Genomic DNA, 24,186 nt, shown 5'->3' with positions numbered 1-24,186 from the left:
GTCAACCAACGGCGCGGAAACGGCGGGTATCCACCGTCCTCTGTGGTCCGGTCCGGGTGCGATCGCAGCGCCGGAGGCTACCGCCGCGGCCACCTGTGTACGCCCTTCGAACGATGCTGCCATCGGCCGGGGAACAGGTCTGACGACAATCGATCAGGACGCCCCGCCCGAGGTGGACCCGCATCCGGTGCCGAACGCCCACGCCACCCACAGGACGCCCGCCATCCAGCGGCGGCTGCGCACGGCACCCCTCACTCCACCCCACCTGCTCGTCGTGGCTCAACCTCGTCGGGCGCTGGTCCGCCGAGCTGACCGCCGCAGACTCCGCCGATTGACCCACCCCGGCGGCTCCGCCCCCGCAAAGCCGACGTGGCCGCCTGGACCGAGGCGTGCAACAGCAACCCGACATCGTTCATCTGGACCAGCACAGCCGACAAGAACCTCGTCGGCCGCCGCCTACCGCCAGCGACCCAGCGACCCAGCACACTCGACCGGACAGAACGGAACAACGACGGGCCGTACCGGTCGGCCGAGGGTAATACTGGAGAACGATGCGCCGTAATCCTTTCAGGTGAAGCGGTGGGCGTTGACCAAGGAATGGATGTCCTTTAGTGTGGGGGGTGCTTTCAAAAGGGTTTGTGCCGCTAATCCTGCGCCTTGTCTCACGTAGCAATTCGGCCGTTCTCGGCAACGGGGGATCTGCACTGTGTTGTCGGCGATATCTGCGGACGTCAAACGCCGGTCGATAGTCGAACAATTCCGTCGGTGGGCGACGGGCTCACCCGACTCGGTGGCGGCCTCGGACGCCACGGAATCCGTCTCGTACGCGGAGCTGTGGCGCCGGACGGAGGCGGTGGCCCGGCTGCTGCGCGCTCGGGGGTGCCGGCCCGGTCAGCCGATCGGTCTGTGCATGTCGCCGACGGTTACCCGGCTGGCGTCGATGCTCGCCATCATGGCCACCGGTTCGCCCTACGTCCCGATCGACCCGAACTTCCCCGACAGCCGGATCCACTCGATCCTCGACTCGGCCGCGGTGGACGGCGTGCTCGTCGACGAGGTCACCGCGGAGCGTCTTGCGTCGACGCCGTATCGACTCGTCAACGCCTCCGAACGCCCGGCGGACCCGGCAGGCCCGGCGGTGATCGAGCCGGATGCGTCCGATCTCGCGTACATCATCTACACCTCCGGATCGACGGGTGACCCGAAGGGCGTCGCGATCGAACACGGCGGTGTGGAAAACCTGTTCGAAGCTTTGGACGCGGTGCTGCCGCCGCCGCGAGAACGGCCGGACGAATGCTGGCTGGCCGCGGCCAGCGTCTGCTTCGACCTGTCCGTCGTCGAATTGTTCTGGCCGCTCACCCGGGGGATTCCCGTCGTGCTCGCCGCCTTGGATTCCCTGGCCGGGAAATCCGGCGGCGGCGCCGAATTCCTCACCGGCGTGCTGACCGGCGGACGGGTCACCCACTTCTTCGTGACGCCGTCCCTGGTCCAGGTGATGCTGCGGGACCACGCCCTCGCCGCCGCGATCCGCAGGCTGCGGGTGCTGATCCTGGGCGGCGAGATCGTGCAGCCCGAGCTGATCGGTCAGCTCCGGCCGGTGCCGCATCTCTACAACGCGTACGGGCCCACCGAGGCCACCGTGGCGACGACAGTGCACGTGTGCTCCGACCGGGACGTCGAATACGTGCCGATCGGACGGCCCCTGCGTGGCCTGGACGTTCGCGTCGTCGACGAGGACGGCGAGGACTGCCCGCCCGGCGTACCCGGCGAGCTGCTGATCGCCGGGCCCGGACTCGCCCGGGGGTACATCAACGACGAGGAACTCACCGCCCGCAAATTCCCCGTGCTGGGCGACGGAGCGGAGCGGCGGCGCTGGTACCGCAGCGGCGACCTGGTCAGCATCGACGCCGACTCGACCATCCGTTATCACGGCCGGGTCGACGGCCAGGTGAAGGTCCGCGGCTTCCGGGTCGAGCTGGGCGAGATCGAGGCGGTGATCCGCGCGGTACCCGGGGTCGAGGAGGCCGGGGTATTCCCCGTCCGGGACCACACCGCCCGGGTGACCGGGTTGATCGCGGCGGCGAAGTCCACGGCGGCCGACGTCACCGAGGCCGCGATCGTCACCCGGATCGGCCAGGTCCTGCCGTGGTACGCGGTACCGCACACCGTGCGGGTCCTGCCGGAGCTGCCGCTCGCCGTGAGCGGCAAACTAGATCGGAAGGCGCTGGAGCGCCGCCTTCTGGAACTCGCGCCGGTCCCGGACCCCGCGACGGCTCCCGCCCCGCGGGCGGACCAGAGCTACGAGCAGATTGTCGCCGAGACCTGGAGTTCGGTGCTCGGCGTGGACAGGGCATTCGCCCGCGACGAGGGGTTCTTCGACGTCGGCGGAAACTCGGTCCTGCTCGGCTCGGTCCTCACCCGCCTGCTCACCGCGTTCCCGGAGGCGAATCTACAGCTGATCGACCTGTACCGGCACCCGACGATATCCGCGATGGCGGCACGGCTGCGAGCGCCCGTTCCGCCCCGGCCGCCGGCCCCCAACCAGGGCGGAACGGGCGCTCCGCTGAGCGCGGCCGACCGCCGGCGGCTGGCCCGGCGAGCGAAGTAGCCAGTACGAGACGGCGTTACCGACATTAAGGACTCGGCGAGTGAGTAACCAGCACGACGGATCGGGAGACCTGCCGCGCAAGGCGCCGGACGAGTACCGGGACGACTCGCAGAGCGTGGCGATCATCGGAATGGCCTGCCGGTTCCCGGACGCGGACACGCCGACGCAGTTCTGGTCGAACCTGGTCGGCGACCGGGAGTCGATCACCGTCGCGGAGGGCCCGGACGGCGGCCCGGCCGGGTGGATACGCGCCTCGGCGACCCTGGACGGCATCGACCGGTTCGACGCCGGATTCTTCGGCTACAGCCCGCGCGAGGCCGCTCTGCTCGACCCGCAGCACCGGCTCTTCCTCGAGGTCTGCTGGGAGGCGCTCGAGGACGGCGGCGCGGCCGGCCGACGGCATACCCCGGACGTCGGGGTGTACGGCGGCTGCGGAACCAGCCTTTACCTGATGCACAACCTTGGCGGCCAGGCGAGCAAACCCCTGCCGAACTTCCTGGACACGGCCCAGGACCTGCAGCTGACCATGGCCGCCGAACGCGACTTCCTGACCAGCCGGGTGTCGTACAAGCTCGATCTCGACGGCCCCAGCGTGGGCGTCCAGGCGGCGTGCGCCACCGGCCTGTACGCGCTGCACCTGGCGTGCCAGGCGCTGCTGGCCGGCGAGTGTGACCTGGCGCTGGCCGGTGCGGCGCACGTGCCGGTGCCGCAGATCGACGGATACCGGCCGGAGCCCGGGCTCGTGCTGTCGCAGGACGGGCGTTGCCGCGCCTTTGACGCGGGGGCCACGGGAACGGTCTTCGGTAGCGGCGTCGGCGCGGTCCTTCTCAAGCCGCTGGACCAGGCGCTGGCCGACGGCGACCGCGTGTACGCGGTCGTCCGGGGTACCGCGGTCAACAACGACGGCGCAGGCAAGCCGGGCTTCAGCGCCCCGAGCGTGGCAGGCCAGGCCGCGGTGATCCGCCAGGCGCTCGCCGCCGCGGACGTCGAGGCCGACTCGATCTCGTACGTCGAGGCACACGGCACCGCGACGCCGGCCGGCGACCCCATCGAGATCGCGGCGTTGACGGACGCGTTCGCGGGAGTCGCGCCCCGCACCTGTGCCATTGGCTCGGTCAAGACGAACATCGGCCACCTGAGCTGGGCCTCCGGCATTGCCGGGCTGATCAAAGCCGCGCTCGCCCTGTGGCACCGGAAGCTGCCGGCCTCCCTGCACTTCCGGGAGCCCAACCCCGCGATCGACTTCGCCGGATCGCCGTTCTTCGTGCAGTCCGAGACTGCGGACTGGCCGCTCGGGGGCGGCCCGCGCCGGGCCGGGGTCAGCGCCTTCGGGCTCGGCGGCACGAACGCCCACGCGATCCTGGAGGAGGCACCGCCCGCCCCCGCCGGCCGGAACGACCCCGATGCCGAGGCGGAGCCCGGCCTGCAGGTGCTTCCGATCTCCGGCCACACCGAGCCCGCGCTCCGCGAACTGGCGTCCCGGATCGGCACGGCGTTGCTGGACGAGGCGGCACCGGAGGCCGCCGACGTGGCCTTCACCCTCGGCACCGGGCGCCGGCACTTCGCCCATCGGGCGGCGGTCGTCGCGTCCGACCGCAAGACGCTCGCCATGCTGCTGGACGCCGTGGCCAACGGCGAGGCGGAGGCGTCCGACGGGTTCGACGGCGAGATCGGCCTCTCGCACGGGTTGGTCCGGGGCGCGCCGCCCCACCTGACCGCGCTCTTCTCCGGCCACGGGGCCGAGTACCTGGAAGCGTGCCGAGACCTCTACCTGTCCGAGCCCGTGTTCCGGGAGTTCGTCGACCGCGCCGATCCGCCCTACCGCCAGCACATCGGCCACCGCCTCTCGGAGTTCCTCTATCAGGACGGGGCCCGCCGGGGCATGCCCATCGCCGACTTCCGGCTTGCCCAACCGGTCGTCTACACGCTGCAGGCGGCGCTGCTGACCCTGTGGCGCAGTTGGGGAATCGTGCCGGACGCCTACGTCGGCCACAGCCTCGGCGAGTACGCGGCGGCGTACGGCGCGGGCGTCTTCGACTTCGAGACCGGGCTCTACCTGGTGTTCGAGCGCGCCCGGCTGCTCAGCACCTTGCCCGAGTCCGGTGCCATGGCCGCCGTCTTCGCCGGCGAACAGCAGGTGCGTGAGCTGCTGGCGGGCAACGAGCAGGTCGGTGTCGCGGCGATCAACGCGCCGAACCGCACCGTGATCTCCGGTGACGGAGCTGCCGTACGCGCCGTCGTCGCGGCAGCCGAGCAGCGCGCCATCACCTGCAAGCCGCTGCGGATCGGTCGGGCCGGGCACTCCTCGCAGATCGACGCCATCCTCGACGACTACTCCGCCGTCCTGGAGTCCGTCGAACTGCGCCCACCGGCGCACACGATCGTCTCCACGCTCACCGGAGCCCCGGTCGCCGAGGAGATCGCGACGCCCGGTTACTGGTTACGACAGCTGCGGCAGCCGGTCCGGTTCCTCGACGCGATCCGCGCGGCCGCCTCCGGAAAGCCCGGCGTGTTCCTGGAGATCGGCCTCGCCAACACGCTCGCCGGCCTGGCCCAGCTGGCCCTCGGCGATGATCCGGAGAAGGAGCCGACCTGCCTGGAGACGTTGCGCTGGGAGCGCAACGACATCGCCTCCACCCGGTTGGCGCTCGCCGGGGCGTACACGGCCGGCGTGGCGGTGGACTGGGCGGCCGTCTCGCCCGGCGGCCGTACGGTCACCCTGCCCACCTACCCCTTCCAGCGCCGACGGCACTGGATCGAGCCGGCCCCGTCGAGCGGCGACGCACTCGCCGGCAGCATCGACAGCGGCTCCATGGGAGCTACCGACGTCGACGTGGCGAACCAGGCGGACCCGCGCGGCCCCGCCCACTACGTGGTCACCTGGGTCGACGCGGCGCCGGCCACGGTGGCCCAGGCGGCGAACCGGCGGATCCTGCTCGTCGCCCCTTCGATGAGGTCGGCAGCCGACCTGACCCGGGAACTGGAGCGGCTCGGCGCCGAGGTGCTGGTCCACGTGCTCACGGACGACGCGGTGGCGGACGCCGCACGGGTGCTGACCGACTACCGGCCGGACACGGTCGTCAACGCCGTACCCGTGCTGCGCAAGCGCCAGGCCGACCTCGGTGGGCTCCCGCTCGCCACGGCGTCGGTCTCCGACGACGTCGTCGCCGCCGGGGGAGTGGCCAGCCTGCAGATCTTCCAGGCGGTGTCCGCGGCGAACCTGCCCGACGTCGTCGTCTGCACGGTGACATCGGGGGCGCACCGCGTCCTGACATCGGACGACGTGATCCCCGCACAGGGCGCGATCGTCGGCATCGCCCGGACCGCGCGCACGGAGTTCTCGACCGTCCGGCACGTCCTCATCGACGTGGACGCGGCCGCCACCAAGCAGCGGTGGGCCGCGTCGGCGGTGCCCCGGCTGGCCGCGGCCATCGGCTCGGCCCCGGTCGGCGACGCCGAGCTGGCCCTACGCGGCGAGCGCGTGCTGCTGCCCCGCCTGCGTCCCGGCCGGGTTCCGGCGGGAGCCGGGCGGACCCGCATCGATCCGGCCGGCTGGTACCTGGTCATCGGCGGGTTGGCCGGTGTCGGCCTGGAGTGCGCACACGCGCTGCTGGAGCTGGGCGCCCGGCGGCTGGTCCTGTGCGGCCGGTCGGCTCCCGGTCCGGAGCTCGCCGCGCAACTTCGGCGGCTGAGCCGGGAGTTCGGGGCGGACATCCGGACGGAGGCCGTGGACGTCTCGTCGCCGCGGCAGGTCGATCGGCTGTTCGCCGGCTACTGCGCCGGGGATGCCGTCGTACGCGGCGTCGTCCATGCCGCGGGCATCATCGACGACGGCATCATCGACCGGACGGAATGGAGCCGGATCGCGCGGGTACTGGCGCCAAAGGCGCAGGGTGCGTGGAACCTGCACCGCAGCGCCGCCGAGTACGCGCCCCACCTCGACCTCTTCATGATGACCTCCTCCTTCACCGGGCTGTTCGGCAATCCCGGGCAGGCGGGCCACGCCGCAGCCTGTGCATTCCTGGACGCGCTGGCCGGCCACCGCCGGGCCGTCGGGCTGGCCGGCCTGTCGGTGAACCTCGGTTCCTGGTCGGACGTCGGCTACCTGGCCGGCAACGATGACTTCCTCCGCCAGCTCGAGGAGCAGGGCCTCGGCACGATCTCCAGCGCCGCGGGCCGTCCGGTCCTGCGCTCCGCGATCGAGGGCTGGCCCTCGGGCCAGGTCGGACTGCTGGCGATCCGCTGGAAGGACCTCGATCCGGATCACCACCTCGCCTCGAACCCCCTCGTGGGCGGGCTGATCGGCGGCGCCGAGTCCGCACCCGGGGCCGCCGACTCGCCCTCGGCGGCGCCGATGACTCCGGAGGACGTCCTGGCCTGCTGCCAGGAGGTCGTCGCCCGCGAACTGGGCTTCGACGGCGACGAGCTCGGCGGGCTCGACCTGGCGGAGACCGGCATGGACTCGCTCAACGCCCTCGCCATCCGGAACAAGCTGCAACGACGGCTGTCGGTGCCGCTGCCGGCGTCGATCTGCTTCGACAAGCCGACCGTCGATGAGCTCGCCGACGAGATCAAAAGACGGATGCGGGAGGTGCGAGCCTGACATGGAGAAGGACACCGCGTACTCGGAGCACGTCGTCGGCGTGTACCCGGAGGAGTTCCTCCCGCTGGTGGCGGAGTTCGACCGGATCCACCGGGAGGGGCAGGACTCGAACGCCGAACTGTGCGTCTACGTGGACGGCGAGGAACGGGTCCGGCTGCGTTCCACAGGACGGCTGCCCGATCAGCTGCAGAACGTGCGGTCGGTCAGCAAGGCCCTGCTGTCGGTCGTCACGCACGCCCTGCACGAGCGGGGCGAGATCGACATCGACCGTCCGATCGCCGAGACCTGGCCGGAGTTCGCCGCCGCCGGCAAGGCGTCGCTCACCCTGGCCACCTTCCTCAGCCACCAGGCAGGGCTGATCGGCGTCGACCGGCAGCTCTCGGTCGACGACGTCCTCGAATGGGATCCGGCGGTCGAGGCGCTCGCCGCGCAACGCCCGTACTGGGAACCGGGAACCGACCACGGCTACCACGACCTGACCTTCGGCTGGGGCGTCGGCGAGTTCCTGCGGAGGGCGACCGGGAAGCGGGTGGACGAGCTCTTCCGGGACGAGTTCCGCGAGCCGCTCGGCGCCGAGGTCCGGATCGGCATCGACGACCTGACGCGCTTCGCGCCGTTCCGCCAGACGCGTCCGGCGGGCACCGGCACGGCCGCGGACATCCTGCACCTGCTGGGTGACAAGTCCTCCCTGCTGAGCCGGTCCCAGCGGAACCCGAATCTGATCAGCGTGGAGAACTCCCTGCGGTACCTCGGCGCGGAAGTCCCGGGATGCAACGCTGTCTCCTCCGCGCGGGCGCTGGCCAGGATCTTCGCCGCGACGATCGGCCCCGTCGACGGCACCCGCCTCTGGAGCGAGGAGACCCTGCTGCGCGCCTCCCGGCTGCAGAGGCGTGGAACCGACCGGGTCTTCGTCCGGGAGCGAGCCTACTCGCTCGGCTTCATGCTGCCCGACCACAACCTGCCCCAGGCGGGCTTGGCGGTCGACTCCTTCGGCCACTACGGGCAGGACTGCGCACTGGTCCTCGCCGTCCCGGGCGACAACCTGGCATTTGCCTACACGACGACACAGCTGAACCGCCGGCTGGACCAGTACACGAGAACCGACGACCGCGCAGACCGGCTGGGCCGGCTGGCCGTCGAGGCGGCGCGCCGGCTCGTCCGACCTCGGGCACAAGCGAGATTCAGGAGGTTCTGTCCACTATGACGACAGCACTCATCGACACCAGCGAGCGGCTCCGGGACGTCCTGAACCGGTTGAGCTCCATGTCCGTCGAGGACTATTACAACCCGTACCAGGTGTTCGACTGGCCGGACTCACTGCCGCAGGAGATGTGGTGGATGAGCCCCGAGCTGACCACCACGCACGGCACCGAGATCGCGGCGGAGCTGAGCCAGGAGCAGCTCTACCGGCTGTCCAAGTACGAGAGCGTCAACTTCTACAGCCTCAACGTGCACGGCATCCGCGAGCTGCTCATCGAGGTCACCCGGCGCATACACACCGACGAGTTCGCCACGCCGTCGGAGTTCTTCCACCACTTCATCGGTGAGGAGAACGAGCACATGTGGTTCTTCGCCCAGTTCTGCCTGCGCTACGGCGGGAAGATCTACAAGCAGCCGCGCGGCGGTGCCGAGACGATTCCGCCGAGCAAGGCGGCGAGCCTCCTGGTCTTCGCCCGCATCCTGATCTTCGAGGAACTGGTGGACCACTTCAACTCCAGGATGGCGTTGGACGAGCGGCTCGACGACACGATCCGGAAGATCAACCGGATTCACCACCAGGACGAGTCCCGGCACATCGCGTTCGGGCGGGAACTGGTCCGCATCCTCTTCGAGGGCTTCCGCGAGCAGGCCACGCCGGAAGAGCTCAGCCAGGTCAGCGACTACCTGAGGCGGTACATGACCTACAGCTTCGAGTCGCTGTTCAGCCCTCAGGTCTACAAGGACGCCGGCATCCCGAACCCGTTCGAGGTGCGGCGGAGGCTGCTCACCGGCCCGCGCAGGCCGGAGTTCGAGGCGCAGGTGTTCCGCAAGACGCACTCGTTCCTGACCAGGTACGGCCTCATCCAGGCCCCGGCGGCAGCGCCCGAGAGTGCGCGATGACCGACCTGAGCGGGAGCCGCCTCGCCGGCGGCCTGGCCATCCTGGGGCCCGCGGAGACCGCGTTGCTCCGCCTGCTGGACGACACGTTCCGCCGGTGGGCCACCGACGAGGGCGGCGCCGAGATCTCCGCCCCGCCGATCTATCCCGTGGACGAGCTGGCGAACTTCGACGTCTACGTCAACTTCCCCCATCTCGCGCTCGTCGCCGGTGGCCTGAAGACGCCGAGCTCCGCCCCGGCGGGCGGCTCGTTCCCGCCAGAGCAGATCGCCGGTCCCCACCTCGGCCTGCCCACGGCGACCTGCTTCGGCGCGTACCTCTACCTCCGGGATCGGACGGTGCCGGCGGACACCCTGGTGACGCTGGTCAACCGCTGCTTCCGGGGGGAGAGCCACTTCGACGGACTGCGCCGGCTGCTCACCTTCCAGATGCGCGAGATCGTGGCGATCGGGTCGTACCAGCACACGCAGGACGTGATCGCCCGGTACCGGACCAGGATCGAGGAGTTCCTCGGCGCGCTGTCGCTCGACGTCGCCGTGGAGGCCGCGTCCGACCCGTTCTTCCAGCGGGGCGGTGCGCGCGCCCTGCTGCAGCGGCTGCAGCCGGTGAAGTACGAGTTTCAGGTCGACGGCCTTGCCATCGCCTCGGTCAACACGCATCGCAACTTCTTCGGCGAGCGGTGCCGGATCGGTATCGAGCCCGACGGCGGCACCGCGTTCACCGGTTGCGTCGCCTTCGGGCTGGAGCGGTGGGTGAGCGTGCTGGTCGGCCGGTACGGATCGGCCGGGCGCGCCCACGAGAAGGTCGAGCAGGCGCTCCATGAGCGGCAGCTCGCCTAGCGTGCCGCGGGTCGGGGTGGACATCGTGCTGATCTCCCGGGCCGAGGACCTGGTCCGGCCGGAGCGCCGGCGGGTGCTGTCGCGCATGCTCCGACCGGAGGAGATCGCCGCCTGCACCCGGCAGGGTCGTCTCGACCCCAGCGCGGTGGCCGGCTTCCTGGCCGTCAAGGAGGCGGTGTTCAAGCTCTTCCACCAGCGGGACCGGCCGGTGCCATGGCACTCCCTGCGGGTCGACGGCGAAGCGGGTCGGTGGCCGGTCGTACAGCTCGACGGGACGTCCGCGGAGCTGGCCGAGGCCGCCGGGATGGAGTCGGAGATATCAGTCAGCGTCACGCACGACGGCGCGTACGCCGTGGCCGTCGCGGCGACCATGATCAGAAGTTGAGGAATTCCTGAGATGAGCCAGCAGACAACGGCGCCGATCGACCAGATCAAGGGATGGATCCTCGCCAAGCACGAGAACCGCACCGACGTCGCAGCCGACGAGGACCTGATCGACAACCGCCTGGTCGACTCGCTCTCCTTCGTCGAGTTCGTGTTCCTCATCCAGGAGTTGAGCGGCGTCGAGATCGACATGGACACCCTGGACATCGGCGACGTCCGCACGCTCGCCGCCATCCAGAAACGTTTCCTGGCCGGCTGATCGACGCAAGAAGAGAAAGGCGATCGCGTGGACGACATCTCCTACACCGCCCAATGGACCGCGGCCGTCCGTGCGCTGGAGAACGAACGCTCCGACGGCCTGTTCCGCGACGAGTACGCCCGGCACCTGGCCGAACCGCGCGGGTTCGAACTGCTCGAACGGTACCAGGGCGCCGGCGTGTCCGACTTCGTCGCCGTGCGCACCCGGTACATCGACGACGCCCTCGCGCGCATCCTCGCCGAGACCGGCATCCGGCAGGTCGTGCTGCTCGCCAACGGCATGGACGTGCGCACCCACCGCCTCGACTGGCCCGCTGGCACGACCGTCTACGAGGTCGACCACGGCCCGCTGCTCGGCGAGAAGCAGGCGCGCCTGGCCAAACTCGCGGCCGAGCCGCAGGTGCCGACGGTGCCGATCAAGGCCGACCTGGCCGGGGACTGGCTGGAGGTGCTGAAGTCGGGCGGGTTCGGCCCGGCCGAGCGCACCCTGTGGATCGCCGAGGGCCTGCTCTTCTTCCTGACCGAGGAGCAGGCCGGACGGCTGCTCGAGACAGTGGCCGGCGCCTGCCCGTCGGGAAGCCGGCTGGTCGTCGACATGACCAGCGCGGCGCTGCTGCGCCATCCGATGACGCAGTCGTTCCTGCGGCGCCTGCGTGAGGACGGCACGCCGTGGCAGTTCGGCACCGACGAACCGGAGAGGTTCCTGGCTGCACACGGTTGGGTCGTCCAGGATCTCCGGCAGCCAGGCGAGCCGGGCGCCGGCGAGGGCCGCTGGCCGTACGCGGTGGCTCCCCGTCAGGCGCGTGGCGTACCGCGCAGCTGGCTGATCAGCGCCGCCACGGCGGACCGACCTTGGCCGTCCGAAATGGTCACCGTGCTAAAGTAATCGTGCCCCGACGTCGTCGAATTCCGTGCGGGGAAACTCGATCGACCGCCCCTAAAATGGTTCATTGTAAATTTATCGAAGCCGTGGGTGAAGGTGCGATCTTCACACGAGAAGCACCATTGACTTCGTTGGATGTGACAATGCGATGACCGAGACCGAAACGTCTTCAAGTGAGCAGCCCTGGCGGGCGCGGACCGCGGTTCTGGCGCTCGGGACATTCGTCGTCGGAACTGACGGATTCATCATCGTGGGCCTCCTTCCGGAGATCCACGAAACGCTGGACGTCAGTACCGCCGCGGCCGGTCAGCTGGTGAGCGTCTTCGCCTTCTCCTACGCGCTGCTGGGCCCGGTCCTCGCCACGCTCACGGGCCTGTGGCCCCGGCGCCAGGCCCTCGTGACCGGCGTCGCGCTGCTGGCCGTCGGCAACGCCGTGACCGCGTCGGCGCACGTCTACGAGCTGGTCCTCGCGTCCCGCGTGCTGGCCGGGTGCGGCGCGGCGCTGTTCGTGGCGAGCGCCGTGGCCACGGCCGCGCATCTCGCCGGTGACCAGCGGCGGGGCCGGGCCATCTCGATGGTGACCGCCGGGGCGACGCTGTCGCTGGTGCTGGGCGCCCCGCTGGGCACCCTCGTCGGCGGGGCGTGGGGCTGGCAGACGGCGATCTGGCTCGTCGCCGCGGTCGCCGCCGTCGTCGCGGTCGTCCTCACCTTCCTACTCCCGCCGATCAAGCTCGACCAGAGGGCGACGCTGCGGCAGCGCATCACGCCGCTGACCGACTGGCGGGTGCTGCGGATCCTGATCGTCACCCTGCTGGCGTTCATCGGCATCTTCCTGCCCTTCACGTACATGAGCGTGGTCTTCGCGCCGGCGCTCGACGACCACGAATCCCGGCTCGCGCTCCTGCTGCTGGTGTTCGGCATCGCCGCCACGGCCGGCAACCTGACGGCCGGCTCGCTGGCCGACCGGTACGGCCCGCGCCGGGTCGTCATCGGCGCCACCCTGGGCGTCGCCGCGGTGTTCCTGATCATGCTGCCGATCCGGGACGTCTTCCTCCTCGTGGTGATCGCGGAGGCGCTCAGCGGCATCGTGTCCTACTCGGTCATCGGGCCGCAGCAGCATCGCATCATCGCGTACGCGCCGCCCGGGGGCGCGTCGCTGGTGACCTCGCTGAACACGTCCACCGGATACCTCGGCCAGTTCCTGGCCAGCGTCATCGGAGCTGGCCTGCTCACCGCCACCAACTCCGCCGTCCTCCTGCCGGTCGCCGCCGGCTTCGCCGCGCTGGCGGCGTTGCTCACCTGGTGGCTGTCCCGGGCGGGCCGGGAGGGCGACGGGGAGGCCGCCAGCGAGACCGGCAAGGTGGCCACCTCCTCCGCGAAGTGAAACCCCTTGAGAGAACGGGATGGAAACGCATGTTGACCACGGCGACGCAGCGAAGTGTCCACGTCTCCGGCATCCCCGTCGGCTACCACGTCGCGGGTGAGGGGCCGGGTCCCGCGCTCGTCCTCATCCACGGCGGCACCGGGCACCCAGAGACCAGCTTCGCCAGCCTGCTCGAGCACTTCACACAGCACCGCAGCGCGATCGTGCCGGGTTACTCGGGCAGCAGCCTCACCCCGCTCCCCGAGGGCGAGATCGACGTCGACATGCTGGTCGATCAGGTGGCCGGGGTGGTGGAGGACGCCGCACGTGACCCGGTGGATCTCTTCGGGATCTCCACGGGCGCCGTTGTCGCCGCCGCCCTGGCCGGCAAGCGGCCGGAGCTCGTGCGCCGCATGGTCGTCCTCGGCGGGTTCGCGCACTACCGCCAGCCGTGGCAGCGCCTGCTCATGCGCACCTGGCTACGCCTGGCCGAACTGGACGCGAACGCCTTCGCCGAGTTCACGCTCCTGCACGTGCTCTCGGACACCTTCATCGACTCGATGAGCGCGAGCGAGCGCCTCCGGCTGCGTTCCGGGCTGATGCCGTCCGAGGGACTGATCGCCGTGCTCGAACTCATCAACCGCCTTGACATCAGCGACTACGTGCGGAACATCAAGTGCCCCACGCTCGTCGTCGGCATGCGGCAGGACCAACTGGTTCCCGTACGGTACGCCCGCGAGTTCCGCGACGCGATCCCCGGCAGCGACTACGTAGAGTTGGACTCGGGCCACGCCGCGGCGATGGAGAAGCCGGCCGAGCTTCTCAAGACCATCGAGGAGTTCCTGGCCTGACACCCTCCTGGCACCGTGACCACGAACGTTTGAGGTGTTGGGGTCAAGCCGCCCGGGTGGAGGACTGGCCCCAGCGTCGTCGCCGCTCACCACGGATGCGAGCACGCGGCCATCCGACGCCTGGCGGGCACCGCAACCCGGTAACCAAGGCGTCCGTCACTACCCGCAGACACTGAGCTGTCTTCAACCTGAGCAGGCAGGAGGGGCGCCAGCGGAGTCGACGGCGTGTTGATCACCGAGGATGGACCGTTACCGTCGCCTCGACCCCGGTCGGCGGGCGCTGCTGGTCCTGGCACACCTGCGCAACGGCGACACCCCGGCTCGTCTGGCCGCCGGCTTCGCCACCAGCGCGACCACCGCCTGGCGCTACACCCGTGCGGCCGTCGACCGGGTCGCCGCCCAGGCGCCCACCCGCACCGACGCCATGGACCGCACCGGGTGCCTCGCCTACGCGATCCTCGACGGGCACGCTGATCCGTACCGATCGGCTGTCTGTCCGGCGCACAGGACCAACGTCACTACGCCGGTAAGCACCGATGCCACGGCGTCAACGCCCAGGTCATGGCCGCCGGCCGGCCGGTTGGCGTGGGTCTCACCCGCACTACCCGGCTCGACCCACGACCTGACCGCCGCCCGCTCCCACGGCATCATCGACGCGCTCACCGACGCCGGGGTGATGACCTTCGCCGACGACAAGGGCTACCGCGGTGCCCACGGCAGCGTGAGGACACCGTTTCCACGGCCGAACCTTCCCGCACCGATGCGCGAGGTCAACCGCTCCCACGCCAGGATCCGCGCCATCGGCGAACGCGCCATCGCCACCCTCAACCCGGAAACTCCTGGCCAAGCTCCACTGCAGCCCCCGCCGCGCCTCGGCCCTGGCGAGCGCGATCCTCGTCCGACAACTGGTCGAGGAGCAGCGCTACCCAGGTTGAAACAGCTCAGTGATCAGCGTGATCTGCCCATGCAGGGACAGCCCACCGTGGCGCGGGCATCGGCGGGGACTTCCTTCGCCGCGGCCTCGACCTCGGCGAGCATGCGCTCTCGCTCCTTGGCGGAGATGAATCGGCCCCGCACCACCACCGCCTGGATCCGCTGGGTGTTGCGGATGTCGTCGAGCGGGTTGGCGTCCAGCAGCACCAGGTTGGCTAGGTTGCCGCGGCGGATCGTCCCCTCGTGGTCCTGCCGGCCGAGGAACCGGGCTGGCTCGAGGGTCGCCGCTTGGAGCGCCTGCATGGGGGTGAGACCCGCCTGCACGAGCAGCGCCAGCTCATCGTGCAAGGCGAACCCGGGGAAGCACCCCGGAGTGGCGCTGTCGGTGCCCGCCAGCATCGGCACCCCGGCCCGGCGCATCTCGTCAACCAGCCGGAGCTGGCGGTCGAAAAGCTCCCGGTGCTGGGCAACTTCGGTCGGACCGCGGCCGGCCGCGAACAGCTCGTCCAGCGCCCACCACCATTCCTCGGCCGTGGCGGCCGGCAGATATTTCAGCCGCTCGTCGGTTCGCGACACCTCGTCGGGCATGGCGATTGCCCGCATCGCGATGAGGGTCGGGACCTGCCTGGACTGGTTGGCAACGAATCCGGCGAAGACCGCTGCCGCCTTGCCGGGATGGTAGCTGTGCGCGGCCAGCCAGTTCAGCGGATGCACCTGGTTGAACCAGCTATTGTAGTCACCGGGCTCGATCCTGATCTCGGCGATCGCCCGGCGTATCTCCGCTTCCCGGCTGGAGGTCGAGTACCAGGTCCCCCACATGTGTTCGAGGCTGCGCTGCCCGGCCTGACTGGCCTCGGTGATCGGCACGTTGTCGGGGCAGTGTCCGGCGAACGGGACTTGCTGCCGTCGGGCCTCGTCGACGACGGCGAAGTACGCCTCAGGGGACAGTCGTGAGTAGACCTTGACGAAATCCGCGCCGTCCAGCACGACCCGGCGGACCGCCGCTCGCGCCTCCGGTTCGTTGGTCACCTCGATGTACGAGACCGCGTTCAGGCCCGCCCAAAGACCCGGAGCGCCGTCGATCAAAGGGCTCGCGATGATCGAGCGTGGGCCTAGCAGGGTGCCGGCCTCGACCCGATCCCGCCATCGGTGCAGATGGTCGGCTCCCGACATCTCGCGCACCGTTGTGATCCCGTTCGCGATGTACAGCGGTGGGATGATCGCCTCATGTACGTCACTGTGGACGTGCATATCACACAGACCCGGGATCAGGAACCTTCCCGTGCTGTCGACGACCGTCGCACCATGCGGGACGTGGATATCGCGCCGTCCACCCAGCCCGATGATCCGATCCCCTTCGACGACCACGGTCTGGTCTGGCATTGGCGACCCACCGGTGGTGTCGATCACCGTGACCCCGACGAACGCGATCACGCTTCGCCTCGCCGCACCCGCGGGCGCCGATTGAGCCAGTCCTATCACCGCGCCAGCGCCCGCGGCCAACCCGGCCCTGAAGACATTCCGACGAGAGATGCTGTGCAGCACTAACTCCTCCTCTGGGTAAACGCCATCACCGTCACTGGTTCCAGGACACCCGCCGGCGAGAGCACCGGCTCACCGACCTCCGCGACCTCCGCAAGCGGCGCGAGCCGCGCCGCCACGTCCTGGATCGCGGCGGTTCCCTCGGGCCCGCCGGGGGTCCGGAGCACGCTCTCGACCGCCGGCCGCTCGAGGCCGGCCGTCTCCTGGAGCTCCTCGGCCCAGGCGGACTCGTCCGTCGCCCACCATGGATGTCGGATGCTCCATCGAGAAGTCCGGTCGTCGAACGTGGTCATGCCAGTCACCCTCGTCGGGATCGAGCCCGGGGTCACTGGACCTAGCACCCGGAACGGAGGTCGTGTCAACCCCACTGCGCGCCCGCGCCCCCGGCGGCGAGAATGGCGGCATAAGCCTGCGATACCGCTTCAGGCTGCTCGGTAGGGCGTTCGTACTGAGCCTGCCTACCGGCATCCCGCTGATCGTGGGCATCCCGCTGTTCGTACTGGCGGTGCTGCTGACCCGCCGCCTCGCCGACGGGGCAGCTCCTGGCACCCACCGTCGATGCGGTCGCCGAGCGCCTCTCCCACCTAGGCGACGGTGCCGACGACGCCGACGACGTGCTGATGGAGGTGTAAGTGGTGTTCTTCCTGGCCGTACGCTCCATCGGCAAGCGCCCCGGACGATCCGTCGCCACCCTGCTGGTGTCCTTCGCCGTCGCCTCCACCCTGACCGTGAACGTGCGTCAAAGGGCCGAGGAAATGCACCTACTGCGCCGTGCCGGCGCCACGCCGGGACAGCTCCGAAGGATGATGGTCGGCGAGGCCAGCATCGTCGCCCTCGCTGGCGCGGCGCTCACCGCCTGGCCGGCCATGCTCGGCGGCCGGGCGTTGCTCGACATGTTCCAAGGACAGCGGGCAGGTCGCCGACGGCGTGGACCATGTCTTCGGGCCGATCGCCTTGGGCTCCGGTATCGGCATCACTCTGCTCGCCTCGGCCGGCGCCGCCTTCCTCGCCGTACGCGTGGGATCCGCACCGGCACGAGACTAGGTCGGTCCGCCGGCCTGGCCAGGAAGGTCGCGGGGTACGCGGCCCTGCTCGTCGGCGCCGCCGGTATCTGCGCCATCTTCACTCCGGGCTCACCATGTCGGTCGAGGACAAGACCCTCGAAACGCTGAACCTTCGTCGTCGTCGGCATCATCGTGGTCTTCTCCTGCATGATGCTGATCAACAGCCTGTACGCGCCAGACGATTCGCGACGAGCTGGCGAGTTTGGCCGGCTCATCGCGGCAGGATGTCCTTGTCGAAGATGTCGATTGGCAGGTAGAGGGTCACGGTCGGGTTCGGGATCGTGACGATGCAACTGATGCGAATCTCGACCGGCGCGACGCTGAGAATCGTGTACGCCTGCTCCCCGGAGTAACCGAGTGTCATCAGGAAGTCGACGGCCCGGAGCATGGCCTCGCGTGCGGCGAAGCTGGCGTCCTGGTAGCCCTGTTCCTTGCCAGAGAAGCAAAAGCCGTTGAAGCCGAGGTAACGGTCGGCGCCGAAGCGGGCTTCGATCGGTCCGGGTCTGACCAGCGGCGTCGTTATCGCATATCGCTCCATGCCGCCCTTGATCACGTCGAGGCGCAGCCATGTTCGCCCGTCCATCTCCATCGCGTTGAAGCTGCACTCGCCGTCGCCGGCCGACAGGTGGTGGTCACCCAGCGAGAGCAGGCCGCCTTCCACGAAAACCGGGAAGTACACTTTCGCTCCTGGACCCAATTTGTTGATGTCCATGTTGCCGCCGTTCTCCCGGGGCGGCTGGGTACGTGCGGCAGCGCGTTGAGCCGTCCCGCCGAGGCCTCGCAGCAAGGCGTTGCGCGGTTCCGGCGCGAACGCCCGGCCGTCCGCGAACAGCGGCTCCTCGCGTTCTCCCCAAAGTTGCATGAGCTCGAACGACGGCGCCACTCCCATCGTCCCGGGGTGGGGCTGGGCGGGGATCCTGATCCCAGGCAGGTCAGGAGATTCGGCTATGCCGCCCCTGGCATGCCAGGTTGAGCGGTAACCATCAGGGAAGATTTCACCGAGTAGCCCGGGCGTCCCTGGCAGAATGTTGGAGAAGGCGATACCACTGAGTGGCTCGACTCCGAGCACCTCGGCGACTAGCAAATCTCCGGGCTCGGCACCGTGGACATGCACCGGGCCGGCGAGAGGGTGCATCCGGGAAAGGTCGACCCGTCGTAGTTCCTCAGGGCTCCCGTTGTCATGGATCTGATAGTCGTCGTAGCCTGGCGCCTCAAGAATCACCTCTCCCCTCGGGTCGATGTAAACAGCAGCCGGAATCTCCGGGTGCCAGCGGTTGTGTCCTAGTTGGGGTTGGTGAGCGAGGGGCGATCCGACCTCGCACCTCAGTCGCGGAACATCCAGATAACGGTCACGGAACCGCGACAAAGGTTCGACTTTCTCAGCATGCATCGTTGCCGCTCCTCGTAGTGTGGTGACCGGTGGGAGAGGTCATGCGGGAGGCGTGACCGCCTCGGGCATGTCGGCCGTGAAATGGACGCGGCTGAACTGCTTCCGCCAGGCGGTGACCTCCTGACCGACGGCGGACGGCTCGACGTCGGGGTCCAGCCCGCGGGCGATAAAGGACGCCAGGGCGGGCATATCCTTCTCGGTCATGCCGATTCGGGTGGTCTCCGGGGTACCGATGCGGAGCCCGTTCATGTCGCCGTCGACAGGTTCGACCGGCAGACCGACACCGCTCGTCAGCAGGTTTGCCCGGCGCAACCGACGAGCGGCGCGCTGTCCACCGCCGTACCGGTTGGCGATGACGGCGAACTGGTGTGATTGGGTGCCGCCACGGTCCGCGGCGAAGACCGGTACGCCCAGTGACTCCAGCTCCGCGGCCAGTCGGGCGGCGTTCGCGGCCATCGTTCGGGCGTATGCCGTTCCGGAGACCTTCCAATCAAGCAGCGCGACGGCCAGCGCCGCGGTCTTGCCGACGTCGAAGTTCGCGGTCAGGCCGGGATAGGCGATGGCGTCGAGTCGTCGAGCCAGATCCGTGTCGTTGGTCACGACGAGGCCGCCAGGTGGACCACCGAGGCTTTTGTAGGTGCTCATTGTGATCAGGTGGGCACCCTCGACCAACGGTTGGGGCCACACACGCCCGGCTATCATGCCGGATAGGTGGGCGGCATCGTAAAGTACTCGCGCCCCGACGGAGTCCGCGATTTGCCGTACCTCACCGACCGGGTGCGGAAACAGGTTGAGGCTACCGCCGATAGTGATCAACTTTGGCCGGATCCGCCGAGCCAGTCTGTCCAACTCCGCGACGTCCACGGTGTACGTGTCGGCCCTGATTGGTGCGGGAACGATGGTGAGTCCATAGCGGCCGGCCGCACCATCGACGTGGTGAGTGACGTGTCCGCCGATGCTTTCCGGAGGAGCGATGATGGTGTCGCCAGGTCGACAAACGGCCATGAAGGCATAGAGGTTGGCCATCGCTCCGGAACCGACCCGCACCTCAGCGTAATCCGAGTCGAAGACCTGGGCGGCGAGTTCGGTCGCGATAATCTCGATCTGCTCGATAGCCTCCAGTCCCATCTCGTACTTCGCGCCGGGGTAGCCCAGCGATGCGCGAGTGCCCAGCCGTGCCGACAGCATCGCCTCGGCCCGTGGGTTCATGACGTTTGTCGCCGGGTTCAGATTCACCGACTCGACGTCGTGGATCCGGTGGTTCTCTGCCACCAACCGGTCGATCTCTTCTAGCGTCGCAAACGCGGATCGGCCGACCAGTGCATGCGCCACTTCGCGGATTCGGTCCTGACTGCGCGAAGGAACCCACGAACGAGACAGTTGGCTTCGAATCATCACTTCGGCTCCGCATCTCCCGACAGCTCCAGGTGTCGTCGGCCGAGTCGCCAGGCCGTGCCGTACGACCATATGCGCAGCTCAGTGTCCCGCACATCGGATCGGAGCCGAGACCCGCCGGCATGATCTACTACAGTTGTCGCAGAGCTGTCGCCGTTGCAGGGCAAACTCCGAATGACATGCCGGGAGTCGGAATGTCGAGGCAGCAGCCTCGTCGAGGTGATGCGACGAGGCGGTCGTCTCGACGTACGACGCGCCGGGTCTGAGCCACACGTGCCGGATGCCGACGAGCCGGTTGGCGAGCTGAACGGGTGGGCCTTGTGGGTACGCCGCCGGTGCCTTACCGGCCGTCGTACGCGCGAGCGCCAGGCGAGATCTCGCGTACTCTCCCCACCAACCGGCAGGGACAGGGTCTTTCGTCAGGACTCGACGTCCGGGGGTGTCGACTACTCCCTCGCCGGTGGCTACCGACTCGCCCGGACTTTTGCCGGGTGGCTCACTCCCAGAGCTATCAGGAGCAGCGCATGGGGCCATTGGATGTGACCCGCACGTTTGAGCAGGGTCTCGACGAGCTCGCCAGCCGAATCGGGCACAGCGTCTCCGTCGATGCGCCGGACGGGCGTCTGATCGCGTACAGCGTGCAAGACGGTCATGCCGATCCGGCCCGCGTCGCGTCGATCCTCTCCCGCAAGGTCACGCCGGAGATTCAGGACTGGCAGCTGCGTCACGGCATCGTCGAGGCGAGCGGGCCGGTACGCGTACCGGCCAACGTGGAGCTGGGAATGGTCGGGCGGGTCTGCATCCCGATGCGGTCCGGAGATCACTGTCTGGGCTATCTGTGGGTGCTGGAGGGTGAACGCGTGCTGACGCCAGCCGCGCTCGACAGGGCCGTCGAGGCCGTCAGGGAACTGACCCACATTCTCGAGGCGCAGCACGATCTTGCCGGGCTGGGCACGTACGACGTCAACACCCTGGTCCGGCTACTCCTTGACGGCAGTGCAATGGCGGCGAGTGCCCGCGACCGGTTGGCGAGCGCGATGCCATCGTTACTCGGTGCCCGGCTGACCGTCTGCGTGGCGGTGCCGGCCAGCGCAGATCGTGCAGCACTGTCAACTCTCCCGCCCGCCGTGTTCCGCCGCCTCGACGCGTCCATTCCGTCAGCGCTCACGTCGAGTCCGGTCCATGTCGGCTCCTTTGTCGCCACGACTCACGTCGCCGTCGTGCTGTGCCACCGACCGGACCAGCCCCTGTCCACCGGCGCGATCGACCTACTCGTCCGCACCCTGAACAGGTGCGCTCGACCGGCCAGTTGTACCTTCACGGTCGGAATCAGCAATCCTGGCCCCTTCGACGTCGACTCCGTCCGTGGCATGTACGGGCAGGCTCGGGCGGCCGCCGACCTGGCCGCTCTCGACCCGGCACTGCCCCGGATCCTGCCCTGGTCGAAGGTGGGGCCCTATCGACTCTTGCTCCAGATGGCTCCGCTTGAGCCGGATCCGGTACTCCAGCGGCTGGATGAGTGCGGCGGCTCCGCCGAGATGTTGACCCGCACGCTGGAGTTGTATCTCGACCTGGGGTGCGACGCGCAACGCACGGCCGAGAGTCTCCAGATTCACCGGACCACGCTCTACTACCGGCTGGCCCGGATAGCAAAGATTCTGGACGTGGACCTCGCCGAAGGACTCGTCCGGCTGCATCTGCACGTCGCGTTGAAGGATCGTCGACTTGCGGCGCGGACCCCTCGTGCCGCAGGCCCGCCGAACCCGGACTTTCGGCCCGGAGAAAAGGAGCCCGGCCATCCCCGCACCGGAGTGGCCTGAGCCACCCGCCCTGCTGTCAACGACTCGGCGTGCCGTCTAGCGCTACGTCGCGGCGTGTGTCGCTGTCCACTTTGCTCTGCGGTTGCCTTCGTGATGTGACTCCCGAGGAGATTGAGCAGGTGCGTCCCCAGGTGATGGAGTTCACCGAGCGAAGTGCCGCCTTGCGCTGGACATGCTCGACGACATGATCCAACCGTGGGGGCCGCCGAAACTGTCGGTCGCCGCAGACTCCGGCCCCGGCTCCACGAGTTCCCTCGGCGGCCAGCGGCTCTGGCACGGCGTACAGCGTCGTTGCCGGCAGCACCGCCCCGCCCGCCCGCCCGCCGAAGAGTTCGGCGACGTCTTGGATTGGCCGCCAGAGCTGCGGGCCCGGCCGGGAGCGGGCTACGGTCGCGTGCAGCTGCCCACCCGCTCTAGCCCAAGACCCCCTCGGTTCCGCACAGTACGCCTGAACAACGCGCAGGCCAGCCGTCCGGACCCACCATGGCCACCGCAGGTGGGTCTGACACGAACGTGGTGAACGCCACGCTCGCGGATCGGGCGGTGTGTGGCCTCAGCGTGAGGTGGCCTTGATGATGGCGTCGAGCATCGTCCGGGCGGTGTGCAACTCGGTGATGGACCTGCTGATCCGGTCGCGTTCACGCTGCAAGTCGCTCAACAGGTCAGGACATGCCGCGGCCAGGCCGCCGCCAGTATCGACCGTACAGGGCAGTACGTCGGCGATGGTGGTGGTGTTGAGCCCGGCGGCGAGCAGGGTGCGGATCCGTCGCACCCGTTCCACATCGGCGTCGCCGTACTCGCGGTATCCGCTCGGTCGCCGAACTGGCCGCAGCAGGCCCTGCTCCTCGTAGTAGCGCAACAGCCGTTGGTTGACGCCCGTTCGTCGAGCCAGTTCCCCGATGCGCAAGACACTCTCCGCTTGACTCTCACATGGATGTCAAGGTCTAGCTTGACCGCACGGCGATCACGCGACCAACGCGGGTCCCATGATTACTGAACCTTTTTCAACCTCCCCTTGCGGTCCGGCGGACCGCAAGGTCGGACGCGGTGCGTGAGCGCCGCGCGGTCCAGGTTGAAAAAGGTTCACTGGAGGAACTCATGAACCAGCGCACGGGCACCCGGGTGACGGTGATAGGGCTGAACCTGCGAGCCGCGGCACTGGCCCGCGCCTTGGCGGCGGCCGGTGATGCCGTCACGGTGTGGGACGAGGTCGGCACGCTCTCCGAGGCGCCGTCCGCCGAGGACGTGTCCCGGGCCGACTCGTTGCAGGCGGCCATCACCGCCGCATCCCTCATCGTCGTCTGTGTCGATGACTACGACAGCGTCCAGCGCGTCCTTCGCCGAGCCGACCCGCACGTCACCTCCGCTGACGTGGTCAACCTGACATCGGGAACAAGTGCCCAGGCCGAGCAGGTAGCCGCTTGGATGGACGCCCGGGGCGTTCGCTACCTCGACGGTGCGTTGATGGCCCATCCGGAGCATGTCGGCAGACCGGAGACGGTGTTGGTCTACAGCGGCTCGCACGAGGTGTTCGAGCGTCACGAAGCCGCGCTCAGGCACCTGGGTGCCGCCACCTACCTGGGCGCGTCCCCTGGCACCGCCGCCCTCTACGACGTGGCGATGCTCAATTTCGCCTGGGCCACCCTGATCGGCTTCTTGCAGACCGCCGCGCTTCTTGCCGCCGCCCAGGTCCCGGCCACCACCGTGGCGCCGCTTCTGACCCGCTGGCTGGCCGCCACCGTCACAGAGGTGATCACCGACTATGCACAGCAGGTCGATGATCGGCACTACCCCGGCGACGATGAATGGCTCGAACTGGACGCCCCGCTCATGGACCACCTCATCGAAGCCGCACGGGCCTCCTACATCGATACCTCCCTTCCCGTACTGATCAAGTCACTGACCGATCAGGGCATCGCAGCCGGCCACGGGAAAGACAGTTTCGCTAGCCTGGTCGAGGTCATCCGCGGACCTGGCCGCCCGCCTCGAAGTCGACGATCACCGTGGTGAGGTTGAGCGGTAGCGGGCCAGGAACGCGGGTTCGCTCGCGTGGAGCAGGCTCGCGACACCGGGAGACGCCGCGACCGTACAGGCGAGCTGGCCGGCGGCGACGCCAGCCGCGGTGCCGGAGGAACCGTTCCAGCTCCGTCGTGGGG

Annotated in this window: 18 protein-coding genes and 1 pseudogene; 14 read left to right on the top strand and 5 right to left on the bottom strand. The window is 69.1% G+C overall.

Features of this window, described 5'->3' with window-relative positions; all coding sequences use genetic code 11:
• Positions 1–706 precede the first annotated feature (706 nt).
• From AAH979_RS13750 to AAH979_RS13700, 11 genes and pseudogenes are all read left to right on the top strand, one after another.
• Positions 707–2,608 carry a non-ribosomal peptide synthetase gene (locus AAH979_RS13750; RefSeq protein WP_346258461.1) on the top strand — a complete coding sequence of 634 codons (1,902 nt, stop codon included), beginning with the start codon at positions 707–709 and terminating at the stop codon, positions 2,606–2,608.
• Between the two features lie 40 nt (positions 2,609–2,648).
• The gene (locus tag AAH979_RS13745) at positions 2,649–7,211 is read left to right on the top strand and encodes a type I polyketide synthase (protein ID WP_346258460.1); all 4,563 of its coding nucleotides are present in this window, start codon (positions 2,649–2,651) and stop codon (positions 7,209–7,211) included.
• Between the two features lies 1 nt (position 7,212).
• Positions 7,213–8,415 carry a serine hydrolase domain-containing protein gene (locus tag AAH979_RS13740; protein WP_346258459.1) on the top strand — a complete coding sequence of 401 codons (1,203 nt, stop codon included), beginning with the start codon at positions 7,213–7,215 and terminating at the stop codon, positions 8,413–8,415.
• The gene (locus AAH979_RS13735; RefSeq protein WP_346258458.1) at positions 8,412–9,311 is read left to right on the top strand and encodes a diiron oxygenase; all 900 of its coding nucleotides are present in this window, start codon (positions 8,412–8,414) and stop codon (positions 9,309–9,311) included. The genes AAH979_RS13740 and AAH979_RS13735 overlap by 4 nt, the downstream gene beginning before the upstream one ends.
• A complete protein-coding gene (locus tag AAH979_RS13730; protein WP_346258457.1) occupies positions 9,308–10,147 on the top strand; it encodes a hypothetical protein in 840 nt (279 codons plus the stop codon). Before AAH979_RS13735 ends, AAH979_RS13730 begins: the two co-directional genes overlap by 4 nt.
• Positions 10,128–10,532, top strand: coding sequence for a 4'-phosphopantetheinyl transferase superfamily protein (locus tag AAH979_RS13725; protein WP_346258456.1), 405 nt, complete (start codon positions 10,128–10,130; stop codon positions 10,530–10,532). Before AAH979_RS13730 ends, AAH979_RS13725 begins: the two co-directional genes overlap by 20 nt.
• Before the next feature lie 12 nt (positions 10,533–10,544).
• The gene (locus AAH979_RS13720) at positions 10,545–10,790 is read left to right on the top strand and encodes a hypothetical protein (protein ID WP_346258455.1); all 246 of its coding nucleotides are present in this window, start codon (positions 10,545–10,547) and stop codon (positions 10,788–10,790) included.
• A 27-nt stretch (positions 10,791–10,817) separates the two neighbouring features.
• Complete coding sequence (locus tag AAH979_RS13715; RefSeq protein ID WP_346258454.1) at positions 10,818–11,675, top strand: SAM-dependent methyltransferase; 858 nt, start codon at positions 10,818–10,820, stop codon at positions 11,673–11,675.
• 145 nt (positions 11,676–11,820) lie between these two features.
• Positions 11,821–13,056: an MFS transporter gene (locus tag AAH979_RS13710; protein ID WP_346258453.1), complete on the top strand. Its 1,236-nt coding sequence runs from the start codon at positions 11,821–11,823 to the stop codon at positions 13,054–13,056.
• 29 nt (positions 13,057–13,085) lie between these two features.
• Positions 13,086–13,886: an alpha/beta hydrolase gene (locus tag AAH979_RS13705; protein WP_346258452.1), complete on the top strand. Its 801-nt coding sequence runs from the start codon at positions 13,086–13,088 to the stop codon at positions 13,884–13,886.
• Positions 13,887–14,133: 247 nt separating this feature from the next.
• Positions 14,134–14,821 (top strand): annotated as a pseudogene (locus AAH979_RS13700) (transposase family protein); the annotation flags it as partial.
• Between the two features lie 13 nt (positions 14,822–14,834).
• Here AAH979_RS13700 and AAH979_RS13695 read toward each other — a convergent pair.
• Both AAH979_RS13695 and AAH979_RS13690 read right to left on the bottom strand, forming a co-directional pair.
• A complete protein-coding gene (locus AAH979_RS13695; protein ID WP_346258451.1) occupies positions 14,835–16,253 on the bottom strand; it encodes an amidohydrolase family protein in 1,419 nt (472 codons plus the stop codon).
• A 110-nt stretch (positions 16,254–16,363) separates the two neighbouring features.
• Positions 16,364–16,654, bottom strand: coding sequence for a hypothetical protein (locus tag AAH979_RS13690; protein ID WP_346258450.1), 291 nt, complete (start codon positions 16,652–16,654; stop codon positions 16,364–16,366).
• 339 nt (positions 16,655–16,993) lie between these two features.
• On the opposite strand from AAH979_RS13690, the gene AAH979_RS13685 reads away from it, so the two are divergent.
• Positions 16,994–17,533 carry an FtsX-like permease family protein gene (locus AAH979_RS13685; protein WP_346258449.1) on the top strand — a complete coding sequence of 180 codons (540 nt, stop codon included), beginning with the start codon at positions 16,994–16,996 and terminating at the stop codon, positions 17,531–17,533.
• Positions 17,534–17,636: 103 nt separating this feature from the next.
• Here AAH979_RS13685 and AAH979_RS13680 read toward each other — a convergent pair whose 3' ends face one another.
• Together AAH979_RS13680 and AAH979_RS13675 are read right to left on the bottom strand one after the other, a co-directional pair.
• A complete protein-coding gene (locus AAH979_RS13680; protein ID WP_346258448.1) occupies positions 17,637–18,815 on the bottom strand; it encodes an acetamidase/formamidase family protein in 1,179 nt (392 codons plus the stop codon).
• Between the two features lie 39 nt (positions 18,816–18,854).
• Entirely contained in the window at positions 18,855–20,147 is a 1,293-nt protein-coding gene (locus AAH979_RS13675) for an aminotransferase class I/II-fold pyridoxal phosphate-dependent enzyme (protein ID WP_346258447.1), read from the bottom strand.
• 554 nt (positions 20,148–20,701) lie between these two features.
• Between AAH979_RS13675 and AAH979_RS13670 the strand changes: the two genes are divergently transcribed.
• Positions 20,702–22,030: a helix-turn-helix domain-containing protein gene (locus AAH979_RS13670; protein ID WP_346258446.1), complete on the top strand. Its 1,329-nt coding sequence runs from the start codon at positions 20,702–20,704 to the stop codon at positions 22,028–22,030.
• Positions 22,031–22,583: 553 nt separating this feature from the next.
• On the opposite strand, the gene AAH979_RS13665 is transcribed toward AAH979_RS13670, so the two are convergent.
• Positions 22,584–22,937 carry a MerR family transcriptional regulator gene (locus AAH979_RS13665; protein WP_346258445.1) on the bottom strand — a complete coding sequence of 118 codons (354 nt, stop codon included), beginning with the start codon at positions 22,935–22,937 and terminating at the stop codon, positions 22,584–22,586.
• A 140-nt stretch (positions 22,938–23,077) separates the two neighbouring features.
• Here AAH979_RS13665 and AAH979_RS13660 point away from each other — a divergent pair, with 140 nt between their 5' ends.
• Complete coding sequence (locus AAH979_RS13660) at positions 23,078–24,040, top strand: NAD(P)-binding domain-containing protein (RefSeq protein WP_346258444.1); 963 nt, start codon at positions 23,078–23,080, stop codon at positions 24,038–24,040.
• The last annotated feature ends 146 nt before the right edge of the window (positions 24,041–24,186 follow it).

This window comes from Plantactinospora sp. ZYX-F-223 (assembly GCF_039649625.1).
Lineage (GTDB): Bacteria > Actinomycetota > Actinomycetes > Mycobacteriales > Micromonosporaceae > Plantactinospora.
This window is presented reverse-complemented; position numbering and strand designations above follow the sequence as displayed.

Excerpts from the sequence above, each read along its gene's own strand:
- AAH979_RS13725 (WP_346258456.1), top strand. The coding sequence starts at position 10,128 with ATGAGCGGCAGCTCGCCTAGCGTGCCGCGGGTCGGGGTGGACATCGTG.
- AAH979_RS13730 (WP_346258457.1), top strand. The coding sequence starts at position 9,308 with ATGACCGACCTGAGCGGGAGCCGCCTCGCCGGCGGCCTGGCCATCCTG.
- AAH979_RS13720 (WP_346258455.1), top strand. The coding sequence starts at position 10,545 with ATGAGCCAGCAGACAACGGCGCCGATCGACCAGATCAAGGGATGGATC.
- AAH979_RS13740 (WP_346258459.1), top strand. The coding sequence starts at position 7,213 with ATGGAGAAGGACACCGCGTACTCGGAGCACGTCGTCGGCGTGTACCCG.
- AAH979_RS13735 (WP_346258458.1), top strand. The coding sequence starts at position 8,412 with ATGACGACAGCACTCATCGACACCAGCGAGCGGCTCCGGGACGTCCTG.
- AAH979_RS13705 (WP_346258452.1), top strand. The coding sequence starts at position 13,086 with ATGTTGACCACGGCGACGCAGCGAAGTGTCCACGTCTCCGGCATCCCC.
- AAH979_RS13680 (WP_346258448.1), bottom strand. The coding sequence starts at position 18,815 with ATGCATGCTGAGAAAGTCGAACCTTTGTCGCGGTTCCGTGACCGTTAT.
- AAH979_RS13710 (WP_346258453.1), top strand. The coding sequence starts at position 11,821 with ATGACCGAGACCGAAACGTCTTCAAGTGAGCAGCCCTGGCGGGCGCGG.
- AAH979_RS13690 (WP_346258450.1), bottom strand. The coding sequence starts at position 16,654 with ATGACCACGTTCGACGACCGGACTTCTCGATGGAGCATCCGACATCCA.